Source organism: uncultured Muriicola sp. (assembly GCF_947258935.1).
In the GTDB taxonomy this organism is placed as follows: Bacteria; Bacteroidota; Bacteroidia; order Flavobacteriales; family Flavobacteriaceae; genus Muriicola.
Genome location: NZ_CAMYKH010000022.1, coordinates 1 through 15,420 on the forward strand (window position 1 = coordinate 1; position 15,420 = coordinate 15,420).

A 15,420-nucleotide genomic window follows, 5' to 3' on the forward strand; every position below is an offset into this window, starting at 1 on the left:
AGGCCGATGATCATGTTGTCGCGCTCGTCGATCACCCGCAGGTGGATGGCCGTACCGCTGCCCTCGTTGCTTTCAACGAGCTGCAGATCGGGGGCGACCTCGGCCTGCTGGGGCGTAAACGCGCAGCCGCTGAACAGCACGAAGGCCATGCCGATCAACGCGAATCTGGAAACGGTATTTATATTTCGGCAGGCGCCCTTATAATTATTTTGCTCTTAATAATTATACTATAGTAGTTAGCTGACTTTTATTCTTTTCAACATACTTAAAAACCTCAGCGAAAGTCGAGGTTTTTTTAATGCATTCCTGGTAATTTTAAACACCGCTTGCTTCTTGTTAATTACAGAGGAGGCCAAGTACATTTAAGGAACCTAGTTTTTAGATTTTAGTAATACAATACCGCCAATAGCACAGAGGATTGCGCCTCCCATATATAAATAAGAGGTGGACTTTTGCTGATTGTCCTCAGCTGTAAACTCTATACCCACAACGTCCACAGAGGCTGTACTGCCAGAAAACATATTGATCCCAACATATCCTAAATAAATAGCCAGGACAATAAGGGCAACCCCAATAATTTTTTTCATAATAAATTCTTTTAGATAATGATTTTATAATGGTTTTCTTCCAGATACTATCTTGTATAAGATCGTTATAATGGCCACCACCAATAATATATGAATGAGATTTCTGGTAGCCTACCCTTCAACAATACCCAAAAGTCCAAGCAACCAAATACCGATACAAATTACAGCAACTAGCCAAAGGAGATCTCTCGTATTATTATAGTTTTCCAAGAAATATACCAAAAAATGTTATGTAAGAAAAATCATAAACACGATACATTAATTCTTTTGATTCATATCGTTATAAAATATTCCTTATGTATGGTGTGCTATTTTTACATTGCCGGCCAATTCCCTATTAGTAACTCATTAAATCACTCTAAAAATTCATATCTTACTTGTATATAATTAATATGAAAAAATAATACCATGGCAAAAGGACAAGATTCAAAGAAGAATATAAAAAAAGAACCCCTTAAAACCGCCAAGGAGAAAAAGGCGGAAAAGCGCTTAAAAAAATTAAAAAAACAATAAAAATGTATCTCCTTCTTTAGAGAAGGAGGTTCCAACCCTTTCTTTTAGTTCACAAATCAATACTTATGAATAAATTTCTATGTGCACTTTTTACGTGCTGCATTATTGCATCTTCCTTTTCTCAACAGGACAAACGATTAAACGGCATAGACAAAGAGCTTAACGCCATATTGGAGGTCACCAAAGCTCCGGGCTTCTCGGTTGCCGTGGTAGAAGGTGATAAAATTATTTTTGCAAAAGGATATGGTTTCCGGGACTATGAAAACAAAGTCCCTGCAGATGCCAACACCCTCTACGCTATAGGTTCTAGTACCAAAGCCTTCACTTCAGCCATGCTGGGACAATTACGGCAGGAAGATAAATTAACCTTTGATGACAGCCCTATTAAGCATATCCCCGAATTGCGATTTTATAACGATGAGATGAATAACGGGATCATCCTGAAAGACCTGATGAGTCACCGTACCGGACTGCCACGGCACGACTTTTCCTGGTACCTTTTCCCTACCGATTCCCGGGACAGCCTTATGATACGCATTGCACACCAGGAACCTTTTACGGGTGTTAGGAAACAATGGTATTACAACAATTTTATGTTCCTGGCTCAGGGGGTCATTGCAGAAAAGATCACCGGAAAGTCCTGGGAAGAAAATATAGAAGACCGTTTTCTTAAACCTCTGGGGATGACCCGTTCTAACACACGAATTCAGGAAATGAAGGAAAGCAGCAACGCAGCCCTGGGTTATGAACTAAAAGAGGATAGTATTATCAGCAAAATGGATTATTATGACATTGCCGCCATGAGTCCGGCTGGGAGCATCAACAGCAGTGTGAATGATATGTCTAAATGGGTAAGGACCTGGATAAATAATGGGAAAAATGGTGACAAACAGATTATCCCCGAACCTTATTTAAAAGAGGCCATTAGCTCCCAAATGGTGGTCAGAGGAGGGCTGCCAGATGAAGAGTTCCCGGATATGCATATGTCTAATTACGGCTATGGCTGGTTCCTGGCCTCCTACAGAGGGCACTACAGAGTGGAACACGGAGGCAATATTGACGGGTTTTCTGCCAGTGTGGCTTTTTTTCCAACCGATAGTCTGGGCATCGTAGTGCTTACCAACCAAAATGGATCGGCCGTACCAGGCCTGGTACGTAATGCTATGGCAGATCGTTTTCTCAAAGAAGGGAAAACCAACTGGATAGATGAATTTAAAGCACGTCAGGAAAAAGCCAAAAAAGAGGAAGCCGAGGCTAATGCTAATAAATCTTCCAGTAAAATAACCGGTACCCGGCCTTCCCATATTTTACAACAATATACCGGGAAATACAACAATCCGGGTTATGGAGAATTTCGCATAGACAACAAAAATGATTCCCTTATAGCCGTCTTTAAACTCAATAACTACTATTTAAAACACGTGCATTATGACGTGTTTGAACCTTTTGAAATAACCGAAACAGGTATTGATACCACAGGAACAGGTCCGCTGCGCTTAAATTTCAGTACCAATGATGGAGGTGATATTTCGGATGTTAGAATGAAAGTGGAAGGGGCGCTGGAAGACGCTATTGTCTTTAAACATACGCCTACTACCATTGACGTAGACAAAGCCACCCTGGAAAGCTATGTAGGCGATTATGAATTGGCAGGGATGGAGGTAAAAGTGTATATAAAAAATGAGGATACCTTGTATCTATTTGTAGCAGGGCAACCAGAATATGAACTCCTGGCCACTTCTAGGCACAAGTTTTCTTTTAAGATCCTCGAAGGGTTTAAGGTAGAATTCCTGGAAGGAGAAAATGGTGTAATAAATGAGGTGAATGTTATACAACCCAACGGAACGTTTAAAGCCATTCGGAAATAATGAAGGTTCTATACAATCGAAAGCAAAAAAAACAAAAGCTACTTCCGTTTTTGATCCTACTATTTCTTTTTTTGACCGCTTGTGGAGACCGTAATAACGAAGAGATCCCAAAGTTAGAAACTAAAACAACTTATGGAGACCTGATTGCCTTATTCAAAGATTGGCGGGCCTTTGAAGTACCTCCGATGAAGGACGGAGCACCTGATTATACGGCCCGTACTTTTGAAAAGCGTCAGCCCACATTTAAGAACCTGCAGGAACAGCTGATGGCCATTGATACTGCCAACTGGCCAGTTCCTCAAAAAGTAGACTGGACGCTGGTCTGGGCCGAAATGAATGGCTATGATTTTAACCACCGAATCCTGAAACCCTGGCAGCGAGACCCAGCCTATTACAAATCGGTTTGGCAATACCGTTCAGATGTACCAGCCCACGAAGGTCCAACCCACCATAAAACCACTGAAGTATGGACCTATTCTTTTCCTTTAAATAAGGAGGAAAGAGCACGACTACACTCCGACCTAAGTGTTATCCCACCACTGAATGAACAGGCCCAACAAAACCTGACCGGAAATGCAAAAGAACTCTGGCAGGCAGGGATCCGGGTGATTGAAGATCAAAGCGTAGCACTGAAAGGAATCCTGAACAAAGAAGGTGTATCCGAAGATTCGGCCTTAGCGTCAGCAGTTCAGGAGGCGATCACCTCCACTGACACTTTCGCAGACTGGTTGACCAAAGAAGCAACTTCCAAAACAGGGCCCTCCGGCATCGGGAAAGAAAACTATACCTGGTATTTGCAAAACGTACATTTGGTGCCCCTTAGCTGGGAAGATGAGGTTCTCCTCTTAAAAAGGGAATTGGCCAGAGCCTGGTCTTCCCTTAAGTTGGAGGAACACCGCAACCGGAACCTCCCACCACTCCAGGCTGCTGATAGTCCGGAAGCCTATGATCTTATGGCCGATGAAGGAGCCAGAAGCCTGATGACCTTCCTAGAGAAACAAGACATTGTAACCGTAAAGGAATATTTCGAACCTGCCCTCAGGGAGCACTTAGGGAGCTTTGTTCCCAAAACAAAGCGGAACTTCTTCCTGATAGGGGAACACTATGACCCCAGACCACTCTACTCCCATTTCTATCACTGGTTCGAACTTGCCCGCATGGAACAGGAACCCCATGCCAGCGAAGTTCGCCGAGGCCCTTTGCTTTACAATATTTTTGATTCGCGTAATGAAGGGACCGCAACAGCCGTAGAGGAACTCTTCCTGCAAGCCGGTTTGTATGATGACTCCCCAAGGACAAGAGAGATAGTATACATCATGATCGCCCAACGGGCTGCCCGGGGACTGGGATCCTTGTATGCCCATACTAATGAAATGACCATGGAAGAAGCCGGAGGCATCCATTCTGAGTATACCCCCAGAGGTTGGATGAAGACCGAAAAGGAATTGTTGCTTTTTGAACAACATCTCTATATGCGCCAACCCGGATATGGCAGCAGCTATATTACAGGGAAATATCTGTTGGAAGCTGCCATGGCCGACTTTGCCAAAATGAAAGAATCCGAGAAGGAAGGATTTCAGATAAAGGAGTTTATGGATACCTTGAATGCGATAGGGAACATCCCAATTTCTCTAGGGCATTGGGAAATGACAGGGCAAAAGGATCATTTGATAAGTATTATGCAATGAGCCCGGCACAAATAACTTCAATGAAAATGTAATCTGCAACCTACCTCTTGGTTTTATTGATATAGTATACTAGATTCAAAAAATATTAATAGGATTTCTTACGTTCTATGGTGGTTGACAGGCCAATTGAAAAAATGGAAATCCAGTAGGTTGCCAAAATGAGTACTCCGTCCCAACGAAATGGTTCTTTAAATTTTGCCCAGGCCAACAGTGCATCTGAGGTAATAAAGAAAAGAACGGCAAACGCAACAAGGGTTAATGCAGCTTCATTTTTCCAAATCCGCAGGCTTATCCCTTGCCAACCCATAAACAGAATAACAATAAAGTAGGTCAGCACTGGTATTTTTAGTGCTTGTAGCCCATCATACAGTATCCAATAATATCCTATGCCAAATACTATTAATAGAATTAATGGAATCAAATAAAATTTGAATCCTCCAAGACTCATAAAACTGAAACTAAAGCACAGGTGTGCCATCAAAAAAGCCAGAAGACCCCAGATAAAGTATGCCTCCTTTAGAAGCAATGTATCTCCTGCTAAACAAAAAATCAAAGCAATAACTACCCATTTATAGAACTTGTTTTTCCTGATACCGAAAAAAACGGTAAACAGAATTATCAAAATGGTTGTGAGAGGTTTTAGCACTATAAAGAGTGCGTTATTATTACTGGCATTAAAAAAGATGGCTAAAAAAGCTACAAACAAGATTAATGTGCTTATAAAGAGCTTTAAATTTTTTTGTTGCGCTATTTGCATACAGGGAAATATAGGTAAATTTATAGAAATGCCTTGTGGTAGAATACTTATAGAAAAGGAAATTTATTTAATTTGAGTTACAGAATTTACGTCATAGAATTGTCTAAACGGGTCTTTACCGAAAATGCCAAATTCAGGTTGGCCAATCCACAATTCAATGGGGTGTTAGAATGTCTGTATGTGGGCATGACCAGTAAGACACCAAAGGAGCGTTTTGAGCAGCATAAGACAGGTTTCAGGAATAAAAAAGGCCATAAACTGTCTTCCAACATTGTACAGAAATATGGAACCATACTTCGTCCTAGTCTTTATAACCATATAAAGCCCTTAACAAGCAGAGATGCAGCACTTAAGATGGAGAAAATACTGGCAATGGAATTGCGAAGAAAGCGCTATGCAGTTTGGTTTAACTGAATCCAGAACTAGAATACTTTAATTAAGTTTCCTTGCTATTAATCAATGACCACTTTGTAGGTAGGATCCTCCAATACATTCACTTCAATGATGTCATCAGCATTTTGAAGAAGTTTAATGCAATCCTGGCTCAAATGTTTTAGGTGTACTTTTTTGCCCACTTTTAGATAACGTTCCGTGATCTTGTTAACTGCTTCTATGGCAGACATGTCTACGATCCTGCTTTCTTGAAAGTCGATAATCACTTCGTCCGGATCATTTAACACGTCAAACTTTTCATTAAATAAAGTTACCGATCCAAAGAATAAGGGCCCGTAGATCTCATAATGCTTTACACCTTTTTCATCTACATACTTCCTGGCGCGGATTCTCTTGGCATTGTCCCATGCAAATACCAGAGCCGCAATTATCACCCCCACCAAAACAGCCAGGGCCAGATTATGGAGAAAAACGGTCACCAGGGTTACCAATACCATTACCAGAACATCGCTTTTGGGCATTCTGCGAAAGGTTCGCAGACTGGCCCATTCAAAAGTGCCAAGGGCTACCATGATCATAAGTCCGGTAAGCGCCGCCATAGGAACTTGTTCAATAAGATCGGCTCCAAACATAATAAAGACCAATAACATTAATGCGGCCACAATTCCGGATAGTCTGGCACGAGCCCCATTAGACGTATTGATCAAACTCTGACCGATCATGGCACAACCTCCCATTCCTGAGAAGACACCCGAAAGGATATTGGCTGCACCCTGCGCCACTGCTTCTTTATTTCCACGTCCCCTGGTCTCGGTGATCTCGTCTATTATGTTAAGCGTTAAAAGACTTTCAATAAGTCCGACCCCGGCCACAATAGCGGCATAGGGGAAAATAATTTGTAAGGTCTCAAAAGTTAGAGGGACCATAGGTAAATGAAAAGGTGGAAAACCTCCTTTGATAGAGGCAATATCTCCAATAGTACGGGTATCGATCCCAAAGAACAAGACAATTCCGAATACCAAAAGAATGGCCACCAAGGATGCAGGAACCGCCTTGCTGATCTTGGGCAGGCCCCAGATAACTACCATGGTGAGCAACACCAGACCAGAAAAAAGATATAAGGTACTTCCACTAAGCCATGCTCCATCTGCTGTTTGGAACTGAGTTAGTTGGGAAAGAAAAATGATGATAGCAAGACCATTTACAAACCCAAAGATCACAGGATGGGGTACAAGCCTCATTAATTTTCCGAGGCGTAAGACGCCTGCAAGCATTTGTAGAATACCCGCCAGGACAACGGTCGCAAAGACATATTCTACTCCATATTGCTGAGCAAGGGCAACGATCACAACCGCAACAGCTCCGGTAGCTCCCGAGATCATCCCGGGTCTGCCTCCTAAGACTGAAGTAACAAGGCCCATGACAAAGGCTGCGTATAAACCGGTAAGGGGCGAGAGTCCGGCGATCAATGCAAAGGCGATCGCCTCTGGTACTAATGCCAAAGCCACCGTGATCCCCGAAAGGATCTCTGTTTTATAATTTACTTCCTGCGAAAAATCGAATAGATTGAGGTACTTCTTCAAACGCCTAAGTTTTAAGGGCGCAAAAATACCACAAAATGAACGGGTAACCTTAGGTTGCGAAAGAATTATGGATTTGACAGACTACCATGCGGTTAATCCCAATAATCGTTCTCCAAGAGGGGATAATTTAGCAGTTTCATATTTTTCCTGCTCCCAGTTACGAGGATCTCCGGGAAAGGCATAGCCTTCCGGGGCCACTCTGTTCTTCCAGGAATTGATACGCCAGTCCAGAAGAGCCTTATTATCTGGTTCTGCCGGCATCATGGATATATACGGGGCTATCCGCACCTTATCTTTGGATCTATTAGGACGTATTCCGTGAGGTTCCGTGCTGTTAAAGATCAACAGATCGCCAGCTTCCAATTTTACCTTTACGATCTGGTCTTCTAAATCGGATATATCTGGTTGAAACCTGTCCCTGTCCTTTGGTTGGCCCACTTTCCAGGTGTCATAATTTCTGTACAGCCAGGGAATGCATTGAAACCCTCCCATATTTTCATCGGTCTGATCTGCAAGGGCGAGTACTCCCTGCACGTTTTGTGGCTTTGTTTCAGGATCATAATCCCAATGTATAAATCCCTTGCGTTCAAAACCCGGGCGTTGAGGAAAATTGAGGTTTGCCCGGTCTATAGTGACCCATAATTCCTCCGTACCCCAGACATCAACAAACGCATCATAAACGCGTTGTTCCTGACGGTTATTCCAAAGATGCTGATGGTTGTATACTTCCACCATTCCGGTGCCGGTCAGTTCTTTCATTTTCATTTCGGCCCTGGGAGGCGCATACCAGGTCTCAGGATCGTTGGGGTCCTTCTCATCAAATTCCCAGAGAAAGTTTGCCGTAGCCTGTGCCTGTTCTTTTGGGACCGCATTTTTTATAACAATGTATCCGTTGTGTTTCCAGAATGCCCAATCTTCCTCACTCAATACGCGTAATGGTTTTCCATTAGACCGGTCATTTAGTTTTTTTGAACTACTGGTGGCAGTGGAGGGGTTTCCGGGAATTTCTGTATGTCCCTTATTTCCCATTTCTATGTTGTACTTAGAAGCCATAATGATCTCGATATAAGGAATTAACACCATAAGGTACTGAAATTCCACGTTGTATTAAAAAAAACCGCCCAGTCCGTTAAGGATAGGGCGGCTTCTAACTAAATAACCAACCAAAAAAATTATCTTCTGCTATTCTGTCGTAAAACTGCGTGTTTACTTACGTTTTCGGACCACATTCATAATCGGATTATTGGTCTTTACCCGTTTCTTGCTAGCACCCGTTGAATCTGATTTCAGGAATTGAATATATCCTCTTCCCTGAAATTCATACACGGTGCCGCTATCCGGGTGATATAATTCTATGGTCCTGTCATCAATAACATACAACTCAAAATAATCATTGCCCATAAAGTCATAATCAAGCGTTAACGTTTTAAGCGTTTCGTCGTTTTGAACATCATACACCTCATAGAAACCTTCGTAATCCCATAATAAGCTATTAAATGGTGTCCCAATAGGATCTATGGACGACCTGAAGATGGTGGCCCCATTGCTTTCATAGAATTGGAGAAAATTCTCTTCATCAAAGTCATTTATAGCGCCAGTTTCACTTACAAAGGTCTTCTCCCAAACGTCGTATTCCTGAAGAAGAAATTCAATATTCTCATAAAAAACTCTGTCATAGTCGAAACTACCTCGCTGGTACCCATCTACAAAATAGGAAGTATTGGAGCGTCTGTCATATAATTCCAGTGTTCTTGAATTTACCTGATAAACATCAAAGATCCATAGTCCGTCTACATCATGATCGATCTCAAGAAGTCCACTGCCGGCATCGTAATATCCTACCCTGATACCCAGACCATTCCCTGTTTTTCCTATCCCGGAAAGGTTGTTATTGGCATAGAGAATCCCGTTTATAAAAGACAAGGTAAAGGCACGTTGCAGGAAGGGCACTTCGCCCGTTCCCTCTGTGGCGTTAATGTCCACATACCAAAGATCATAGGATTGCACATGTAGCCTGGTCTGTTGTGGGATGTCTTCTACATAAACATCTTCTAAGATCACTTCTGCATAGCAGCTGCTTAAAAGCAGCATTAGCAAGCTTCCTGTTCCGAGTAGTGTGAAGTTTTTCATGATGTTCATTTTTATGGTTCTTGAACCCTATAAAACAAGCATCGTGCCATTTGTTTTATAGTGTTGATTATCAGTCTTTTATAAGCTGATCGTTTTTAATTACATTTGTTAAGAGAAGAACAATTCATGAAAAAAGATGTACGCTTTGCAGTATTTGGAGGAGGTAGCTGGGCAACAGCTATTGTAAAAATGCTTTCCGAAAACCTCTCTAATGTCATCTGGTATATGCGCAGTTCTGAGGCCATTGCTTTTATCAAAAAGGAAAAACACAATCCTAATTACCTCACCTCGGTTGAGTTCAATCTGGATCAATTAATGCTAACCGATACCATAGATACTGCTGCCCGGGATGCCGATATTCTTATTTTTGCAATCCCATCTGCCTTTTTAGAAAATGAACTACAAAAACTCACTGTCTCCTTAACAGATAAGATCATCTTTTCTGCAATCAAAGGGATTGTCCCCGAAACAGGAAAGATCGTTGGAGAACATTTTCATGACAAATACAATATCCCTTTTGAAAACATAGGAGTAATTACCGGGCCATGCCATGCAGAGGAAGTTGCCCTGGAACGTTTGTCTTATCTTACTATAGCATCTGCAGATGAAGCCAAAGCTAAAATAGTAGCGGCACATCTTGCCAGCGATTACATAAAAACCAAGATCTCAGACGATATCATTGGCACTGAGTATGCGGCCATGTTAAAGAACATATATGCTTTGGCAGCTGGTATAGCTCACGGCCTTGGATATGGTGATAATTTTCAAAGTGTGCTAATGAGCAATGCAATACGTGAAATGAAGCGTTATATTAAGAGAGTGCATAAGATGAAACGCAACATCAACAATTCTGCGTATTTGGGCGACTTGTTGGTCACAGGGTATTCTACCTTTAGCCGTAACCGAATGTTTGGCAATATGATTGGGAAGGGATATACTGTAAAAAGTGCCATGATGGAAATGAACATGGTGGCCGAAGGCTATTATGCTACCAAAAGTGCTTATGAACTAAAGAACACTTTTAAAAGTAAAGTGCGTACTCCCATCATTGATGCCGTCTACGATGTGCTTTATCAAAAAGAGAATGCGCGAAAGACTTTTAAAATACTAACGGACAAATTAGATTAGGAGGAGAAAGAGGTCCTTTCAATTAAATTCTTTCTATTGAAAAATCGGAATGAGATTTTAATTCGGTTTTCAGCGCCTCTTTCCATTTGAGCAGCTTGTCCTCATCTGCTTTAAAGATCTTCTGTAATTCCAAACTAACAGGCTTCATTAAAGTCCGTACACTGTGAATATCAAAATATAGCCTCCCTGTTCTTCTAATAAAGAAATCCATTGGCGATTGAACCATCTCAAAAGCAACACCAAATTCCAATTCCGAAAGGATCATACGCACGGCACTGTCTTTTTCCGTTCTGTTTTTATAAAAGTTGAGAATAGCCTCTGTCTGAACCCCGTAATTGGTCACCAGATACCATGCATCATACTTGGTGAACCCATCATCTATAATACGCTCATAAATAGCGGCAATATATTTTTTTACCTCTTTATATTTTTTGAATTTACTCCCGCACAGGGGTATTGTCTCGGTAATGCAGTCTGGTACTTCATTCCCTTCTTCCTCTTCCATTTTTTTTGCGATCCTGTTCACCACGCGTTCGGCCATTTTCCTGTACCCCGTTAATTTTCCTCCGGCGATGCTTATGAGTCCAGTATCTGAGGTAAAGATCTCATCCTTTCGGGAAAGTTCGGACGCTGATTTACCTTCTTCGTGGATAAGGGGTCGCAATCCGGCCCAGGAAGATTCAATATCCTCCATTTCCAAATTAATACTCGGGAACATATTATTTACTGCAGCAATAAGATAAATGGCATCGGCAACATCGGTCTCAACCTTATCCTTGTCCTGGTGGTAATTGGTGTCTGTGGTACCTACGTAGGTAATCTTCCCTCTGGGAATAGCGAAGATCATTCGGCCATCCGGGACATCAAAATACACCGACTGCTTAACCGGTAATTTGTGATGTGGAAATACTAAATGAACTCCTTTGGTGAGATGTAAACGTTTTCCTTTAATTGAATTATTTATGATCCTAAGTTCATCGACCCATGGACCCGCTGCGCTTACAACATAGTTGGCATTCACGGAAAACTCATCTCCTGAAATATGATCTTTTACAACTACGCCCGTCACACGATCTTCCTTGTAAATAAAATTGATTGCTTCAGCATAATTTAGTGCCTCTGCCCCAAATTGCAAACTGGTTTTAATGTTCTCCAGGGTGAGTCGAGCATCATCTGTGCGGTATTCCGAATAATATCCCGCTCCTTTTACCTTTTTGTTGGGCAGGAGTGGTTCCAGGTTCATCGCCTCTTTTTTCTCCAGCATTTGCCGTTTATCATCTCCTGAAACCTGTGCTAGGATGTCGTACACTTTAAGGCCAACAGAAGTAAGCCATTTTCCATAGGACCCACCCTCAATTAATGGCAAAAGCATTTTCTCCGGTAGTACCAGATGTGGTGCTAATTTATGAACTATGGCTCTTTCGGATCCTACTTCTTTTACCAGCCAGAAATCGAATTGTTTTAAATATCGCAAGCCGCCGTGGATTAGCTTAGTAGACTTACTGCTTGTCCCGGAAGCAAAATCTCCTTTCTCCAATAAAAGTACTTTTAAGCCTCGAGATGCCGCATCGAGAGCGATCCCTCCGCCTGTAATTCCTCCTCCTATGACCACGATATCAAAAGGCTCTTTGGTAATTTTCTTGATGGTAGCTGCTCTGTTCAGATTAGAAAAAGGAACTGATTTTTTCATAGGAAGTACAGCTGTTTAAGAAACCAATACAAAAATAGGATATCGTACATGCTGCGCAAAATTAAGGAGTGTAAGGTGCTGTTATCAAAGGTTGGCCAAACTCGTATTCTCTTTCCACCAGACAAATACGTAATTTATACCATTGATACCATAGCTCCTTTCCTTTTTTCTGTGCAATAAGATGTTCGCTATTGTTCTTCCATTGCTGTATAGCCTCTAGACTTTCCCAATAACTTACACTGATCCCAAACGTACTTCTAGCCGTTTCAAAGCCGAGAAAACCAGCTTGTTGGGCTGCCAGGGCCTCCATTTTAATGGCCATCTCCTCATAACCATGATCCCCCTCTTTCTTCAGGGTAGTAAAGATCACGGCATAGTATGGGGGTTGCCTCTTCATTGGATATATTCCTTTTCCAGAAAGTAGCCTACAATGGCTTCTTTCATCAAGACCGATTGTTCACCGGCCTTTAATGGAGGTAAGTCTTCTTTTTTAATGTAATGAGGCCAGCCATGTTCATCGAAGAATTCAAATTCATAATATCCGTAAGGTTCCAACAATCTACAGATGGCAATATGCATCAGATTTATCTTTTCATCCTTTTTGTATTTCTTGTGGTACTGCCCCAATTCCTGTACTCCTACTAAATAAATAATAGCATCCAGGTCTAGCGGGTCCCCGTCTGAAAATTGGGAAGAAAGTTTTTGAACCAATAGTTCCCATTGCTCCTTAAGTATATTGTCTCTGGCCATGTATTCTCTTATGCACTAGGGTAAATTGATGAATTACTGAAGGCTCAAAGGTACAAATCAAAGTTCTATATTTGTATAAAACACCACCTTGTGAGTTTTATCGATATTGTTCTGGGCTTATTGTTGCTTTATGGCCTGTTTAAAGGAGTGCAGAACGGTCTACTTGTAGAGCTCGCTTCTATCGTAGCACTTATAGCCGGTTTATACGGGGCCATTCATTTTTCCTATATCGTTGGGAATTACCTGGCAACTCATTGGGATTGGAATGAGCGCACCATGAGCCTTCTTTCCTTTATTATCACCTTTTTTATTATAGTAATTGTGGTGGTCATGGCTGGAAAATTGCTGACAAAAATTGCTGAATTTGCGATGCTGGGCTTGCTTAATAAAATTGCGGGTGGACTTTTCGGGGCCCTTAAAGTAGCAATCATATTAGGAGCACTTTTGATATTCCTGGAAAGTGTCAATAAAAATCTCAGACTCATCAATGAGGACACTAAATCCGAATCGGTACTCTATGAACCACTGCGCAATATTGGTGACCTTGTCTTTAGCGCTGTTATTAAATCGGATGATGATGACGTTAGTGCAGAATAACCCCATTACTTAATTCAATTTGCTGAACCTGAGATAACAATCCAAATAAGCAGGTCCTGTCTATGGTGCATTTCATCGAATAAATCATTCATTTAAGAGTATCCTTAAATCATTTTTAGTATTATTACAGACTTCGAACTTTTGATTTGGAGTAAACGAGAACTCCCACTTCTTCCCTACCTACTTGCGAGTAACACTATATGAGAAGAAGTCTGCATACAGCTTTCCTGGCTTTAGGTATCTTATTGATAGTTTCTTGTAGCAAAGAATCTATAAATAGTGAGGATATTCCTGTGGCCGTAAATGCTGTAGCCGTTGAGCAAGAACTGCTCGATATTGTTAATGCCCATAGAAATTCACTTGGTGCCACTCCTTTAGAATTTAGTGCCCTAGCCTACGAGCATGCTAACCTCCATACAGATTACATGATCTCTAAAGGCACAATTAGTCATGATAATTTCAGTTCCCGCGCTTCTAAAATTGCTGCTGAAACCAATGCCAAACAAATAGCGGAGAATGTAGCCAAGGACTATACTACAGCTGCTGCGGCTTTTCAGGGTTGGTTGGAGAGTCCTAATCACAAGAGCACTATGGAAGCTGACTTTACCCACTCGGCCATAAGTGTGAAAATAAATTCGGATGGGGACTATTTCTATACTCAGCTCTTCTTCAAATAGAGGCTAGAATACCATTTACTTTTCTTATTTTTGAGTAGCGGCAATGTACCGTTAATTCTTCTGATATATAAAATTCTAGTATGGCCATACAACCCCCTTTTAATCTTACTGAATGGATAAAGGAAAACCGAGATTTGCTTAAACCTCCGGTAGGAAATAAAAATCTATACAAAGATGCAGGTGATTATATCGTGATGATCGTAGCGGGCCCAAATGCACGCAAAGACTATCACTACAATGAAACTGAGGAACTTTTTTATCAACTAGAAGGAAATATAGAGGTGTTGGTGCAAGAGGAAGGAGTGAAAAAAACCATGAAGCTGGGCCCCGGGGATATGTATCTGCATCCTGCAAAAGTTCCCCATTCTCCTGTCAGACATGACGGGTCTATAGGCCTTGTAATTGAACGAAAGCGAGCCGACCTCAATGCAAAAGACGGATTACTTTGGTTTTGTGACAATTGTAATCACAAATTGTATGAGGTTTATTTTACTCTTGAAGATATTGAACAGGACTTTTTAAAACACTTTGAGAAATTTTATGGTTCCAAGTCTTTAAGAACCTGCGACAATTGCGGAACCGTTATGAAAGCAGATCCAAGGTTTGTTGCAGAAAAAAGTTAATTAAAATCCATCCCCTATGGCATTATTAATAAAGATCCTTATTGGCCTAACCGCATTCCTTCATCTGTATTTCCTTTGGCTCGAAATGTTTGCATGGACCAGCAGGGCGCCTAAGGTCTTCAAGGGATTTCCTAAAGATCTTTTTGAACCCACCAAAGCACTGGCAGCTAACCAGGGATTGTATAATGGCTTTTTGGCTGCAGGATTGATCTGGACCTTTTTTATAGAGGATGATCACTGGCGATTCTATGTGTCTATATTCTTCCTGAGCTGTGTGATAATCGCAGGCATTTATGGCGCATTTACCGTCTCTAAAAAGATCTTTTTTGTACAGGCTCTACCCGCGCTTATTGCATTAGTACTTTTACACATCAGATAAGGTTTCTTTACAACGGAATTGTTATAATCACAAGGGCAGGATTCGAAATATTCGTAG

Annotated in this window: 16 protein-coding genes and 1 pseudogene; 8 read left to right on the forward strand and 9 right to left on the reverse strand. The window is 41.5% G+C overall.

The annotated features are described in order from the left end of the window. Positions 1-371: 371 nt before the first annotated feature. Together Q0X72_RS05750 and Q0X72_RS05755 are read right to left on the reverse strand one after the other, a co-directional pair. Positions 372-587 (reverse strand): hypothetical protein, encoded by a 216-nt coding sequence (locus tag Q0X72_RS05750; protein WP_297762746.1) that lies wholly within the window; start codon positions 585-587, stop codon positions 372-374. 24 nt (positions 588-611) lie between these two features. Further along, positions 612-797 (reverse strand): annotated as a pseudogene (locus tag Q0X72_RS05755) (lmo0937 family membrane protein). Between the two features lie 368 nt (positions 798-1,165). Here Q0X72_RS05755 and Q0X72_RS05760 point away from each other — a divergent pair. Both Q0X72_RS05760 and Q0X72_RS05765 read left to right on the forward strand, forming a co-directional pair. After that, positions 1,166-2,968, forward strand: coding sequence for a serine hydrolase (locus Q0X72_RS05760; RefSeq protein ID WP_297762748.1), 1,803 nt, complete (start codon positions 1,166-1,168; stop codon positions 2,966-2,968). Between the two features lie 50 nt (positions 2,969-3,018). Beyond that, positions 3,019-4,656 carry a hypothetical protein gene (locus Q0X72_RS05765; RefSeq protein ID WP_297762750.1) on the forward strand — a complete coding sequence of 546 codons (1,638 nt, stop codon included), beginning with the start codon at positions 3,019-3,021 and terminating at the stop codon, positions 4,654-4,656. A gap of 85 nt (positions 4,657-4,741) precedes the next feature. Here Q0X72_RS05765 and Q0X72_RS05770 read toward each other — a convergent pair whose 3' ends face one another. Beyond that, on the reverse strand, positions 4,742-5,362 hold the full coding sequence (locus Q0X72_RS05770; RefSeq protein ID WP_297762752.1) for a lysoplasmalogenase: 621 nt from the start codon (positions 5,360-5,362) through the stop codon (positions 4,742-4,744). A gap of 123 nt (positions 5,363-5,485) precedes the next feature. On the opposite strand from Q0X72_RS05770, the gene Q0X72_RS05775 reads away from it, so the two are divergent. Then, positions 5,486-5,827 carry a ribose-5-phosphate isomerase gene (locus tag Q0X72_RS05775; RefSeq protein ID WP_297762754.1) on the forward strand — a complete coding sequence of 114 codons (342 nt, stop codon included), beginning with the start codon at positions 5,486-5,488 and terminating at the stop codon, positions 5,825-5,827. Between the two features lie 38 nt (positions 5,828-5,865). On the opposite strand, the gene Q0X72_RS05780 is transcribed toward Q0X72_RS05775, so the two are convergent. The 3 genes from Q0X72_RS05780 to Q0X72_RS05790 form a co-directional block, all read right to left on the reverse strand. After that, positions 5,866-7,389, reverse strand: a complete 1,524-nt coding sequence (locus Q0X72_RS05780) for a SulP family inorganic anion transporter (RefSeq protein ID WP_297762756.1) — start codon at positions 7,387-7,389, stop codon at positions 5,866-5,868. Between the two features lie 81 nt (positions 7,390-7,470). Next, entirely contained in the window at positions 7,471-8,442 is a 972-nt protein-coding gene (locus tag Q0X72_RS05785; protein WP_297762827.1) for a phytanoyl-CoA dioxygenase family protein, read from the reverse strand. Positions 8,443-8,595: 153 nt separating this feature from the next. Then, entirely contained in the window at positions 8,596-9,519 is a 924-nt protein-coding gene (locus Q0X72_RS05790; RefSeq protein ID WP_297762758.1) for a nicotinic acid mononucleotide adenyltransferase, read from the reverse strand. A 126-nt stretch (positions 9,520-9,645) separates the two neighbouring features. Here Q0X72_RS05790 and Q0X72_RS05795 point away from each other — a divergent pair, with 126 nt between their 5' ends. Next, a complete protein-coding gene (locus tag Q0X72_RS05795; RefSeq protein ID WP_297762759.1) occupies positions 9,646-10,647 on the forward strand; it encodes an NAD(P)H-dependent glycerol-3-phosphate dehydrogenase in 1,002 nt (333 codons plus the stop codon). A 22-nt stretch (positions 10,648-10,669) separates the two neighbouring features. On the opposite strand, the gene Q0X72_RS05800 is transcribed toward Q0X72_RS05795, so the two are convergent. The 3 genes from Q0X72_RS05800 to Q0X72_RS05810 all read right to left on the reverse strand — a co-directional run bounded on the left by Q0X72_RS05800 (position 10,670) and on the right by Q0X72_RS05810 (position 13,087). Then, positions 10,670-12,337: a glycerol-3-phosphate dehydrogenase/oxidase gene (locus tag Q0X72_RS05800; RefSeq protein ID WP_297762761.1), complete on the reverse strand. Its 1,668-nt coding sequence runs from the start codon at positions 12,335-12,337 to the stop codon at positions 10,670-10,672. Between the two features lie 61 nt (positions 12,338-12,398). Beyond that, complete coding sequence (locus tag Q0X72_RS05805; RefSeq protein WP_297762763.1) at positions 12,399-12,734, reverse strand: antibiotic biosynthesis monooxygenase; 336 nt, start codon at positions 12,732-12,734, stop codon at positions 12,399-12,401. After that, positions 12,731-13,087, reverse strand: a complete 357-nt coding sequence (locus Q0X72_RS05810) for a hypothetical protein (protein ID WP_297762764.1) — start codon at positions 13,085-13,087, stop codon at positions 12,731-12,733. Before Q0X72_RS05810 ends, Q0X72_RS05805 begins: the two co-directional genes overlap by 4 nt. A gap of 90 nt (positions 13,088-13,177) precedes the next feature. On the opposite strand from Q0X72_RS05810, the gene Q0X72_RS05815 reads away from it, so the two are divergent. The 4 genes from Q0X72_RS05815 to Q0X72_RS05830 all read left to right on the forward strand — a co-directional run bounded on the left by Q0X72_RS05815 (position 13,178) and on the right by Q0X72_RS05830 (position 15,363). Then, a complete protein-coding gene (locus tag Q0X72_RS05815) occupies positions 13,178-13,684 on the forward strand; it encodes a CvpA family protein (protein WP_297762766.1) in 507 nt (168 codons plus the stop codon). Between the two features lie 200 nt (positions 13,685-13,884). Next, complete coding sequence (locus Q0X72_RS05820; RefSeq protein ID WP_297762769.1) at positions 13,885-14,361, forward strand: CAP domain-containing protein; 477 nt, start codon at positions 13,885-13,887, stop codon at positions 14,359-14,361. 80 nt (positions 14,362-14,441) lie between these two features. After that, complete coding sequence (locus tag Q0X72_RS05825; RefSeq protein ID WP_297762772.1) at positions 14,442-14,984, forward strand: 3-hydroxyanthranilate 3,4-dioxygenase; 543 nt, start codon at positions 14,442-14,444, stop codon at positions 14,982-14,984. Positions 14,985-15,000: 16 nt separating this feature from the next. After that, positions 15,001-15,363: a DUF1304 domain-containing protein gene (locus Q0X72_RS05830; RefSeq protein ID WP_297762775.1), complete on the forward strand. Its 363-nt coding sequence runs from the start codon at positions 15,001-15,003 to the stop codon at positions 15,361-15,363. The last annotated feature ends 57 nt before the right edge of the window (positions 15,364-15,420 follow it).

Coding starts and splice junctions, on each gene's coding strand:
- Q0X72_RS05750 (WP_297762746.1), bottom strand. CDS start 587: ATGAAAAAAATTATTGGGGTTGCCCTTATTGTCCTGGCTATTTATTTA.
- Q0X72_RS05760 (WP_297762748.1), top strand. CDS start 1,166: ATGAATAAATTTCTATGTGCACTTTTTACGTGCTGCATTATTGCATCT.
- Q0X72_RS05785 (WP_297762827.1), bottom strand. CDS start 8,442: ATGGCTTCTAAGTACAACATAGAAATGGGAAATAAGGGACATACAGAA.
- Q0X72_RS05790 (WP_297762758.1), bottom strand. CDS start 9,519: ATGAAAAACTTCACACTACTCGGAACAGGAAGCTTGCTAATGCTGCTT.
- Q0X72_RS05795 (WP_297762759.1), top strand. CDS start 9,646: ATGAAAAAAGATGTACGCTTTGCAGTATTTGGAGGAGGTAGCTGGGCA.
- Q0X72_RS05800 (WP_297762761.1), bottom strand. CDS start 12,337: ATGAAAAAATCAGTTCCTTTTTCTAATCTGAACAGAGCAGCTACCATC.
- Q0X72_RS05805 (WP_297762763.1), bottom strand. CDS start 12,734: ATGAAGAGGCAACCCCCATACTATGCCGTGATCTTTACTACCCTGAAG.
- Q0X72_RS05810 (WP_297762764.1), bottom strand. CDS start 13,087: ATGGCCAGAGACAATATACTTAAGGAGCAATGGGAACTATTGGTTCAA.
- Q0X72_RS05820 (WP_297762769.1), top strand. CDS start 13,885: ATGAGAAGAAGTCTGCATACAGCTTTCCTGGCTTTAGGTATCTTATTG.
- Q0X72_RS05825 (WP_297762772.1), top strand. CDS start 14,442: ATGGCCATACAACCCCCTTTTAATCTTACTGAATGGATAAAGGAAAAC.
- Q0X72_RS05830 (WP_297762775.1), top strand. CDS start 15,001: ATGGCATTATTAATAAAGATCCTTATTGGCCTAACCGCATTCCTTCAT.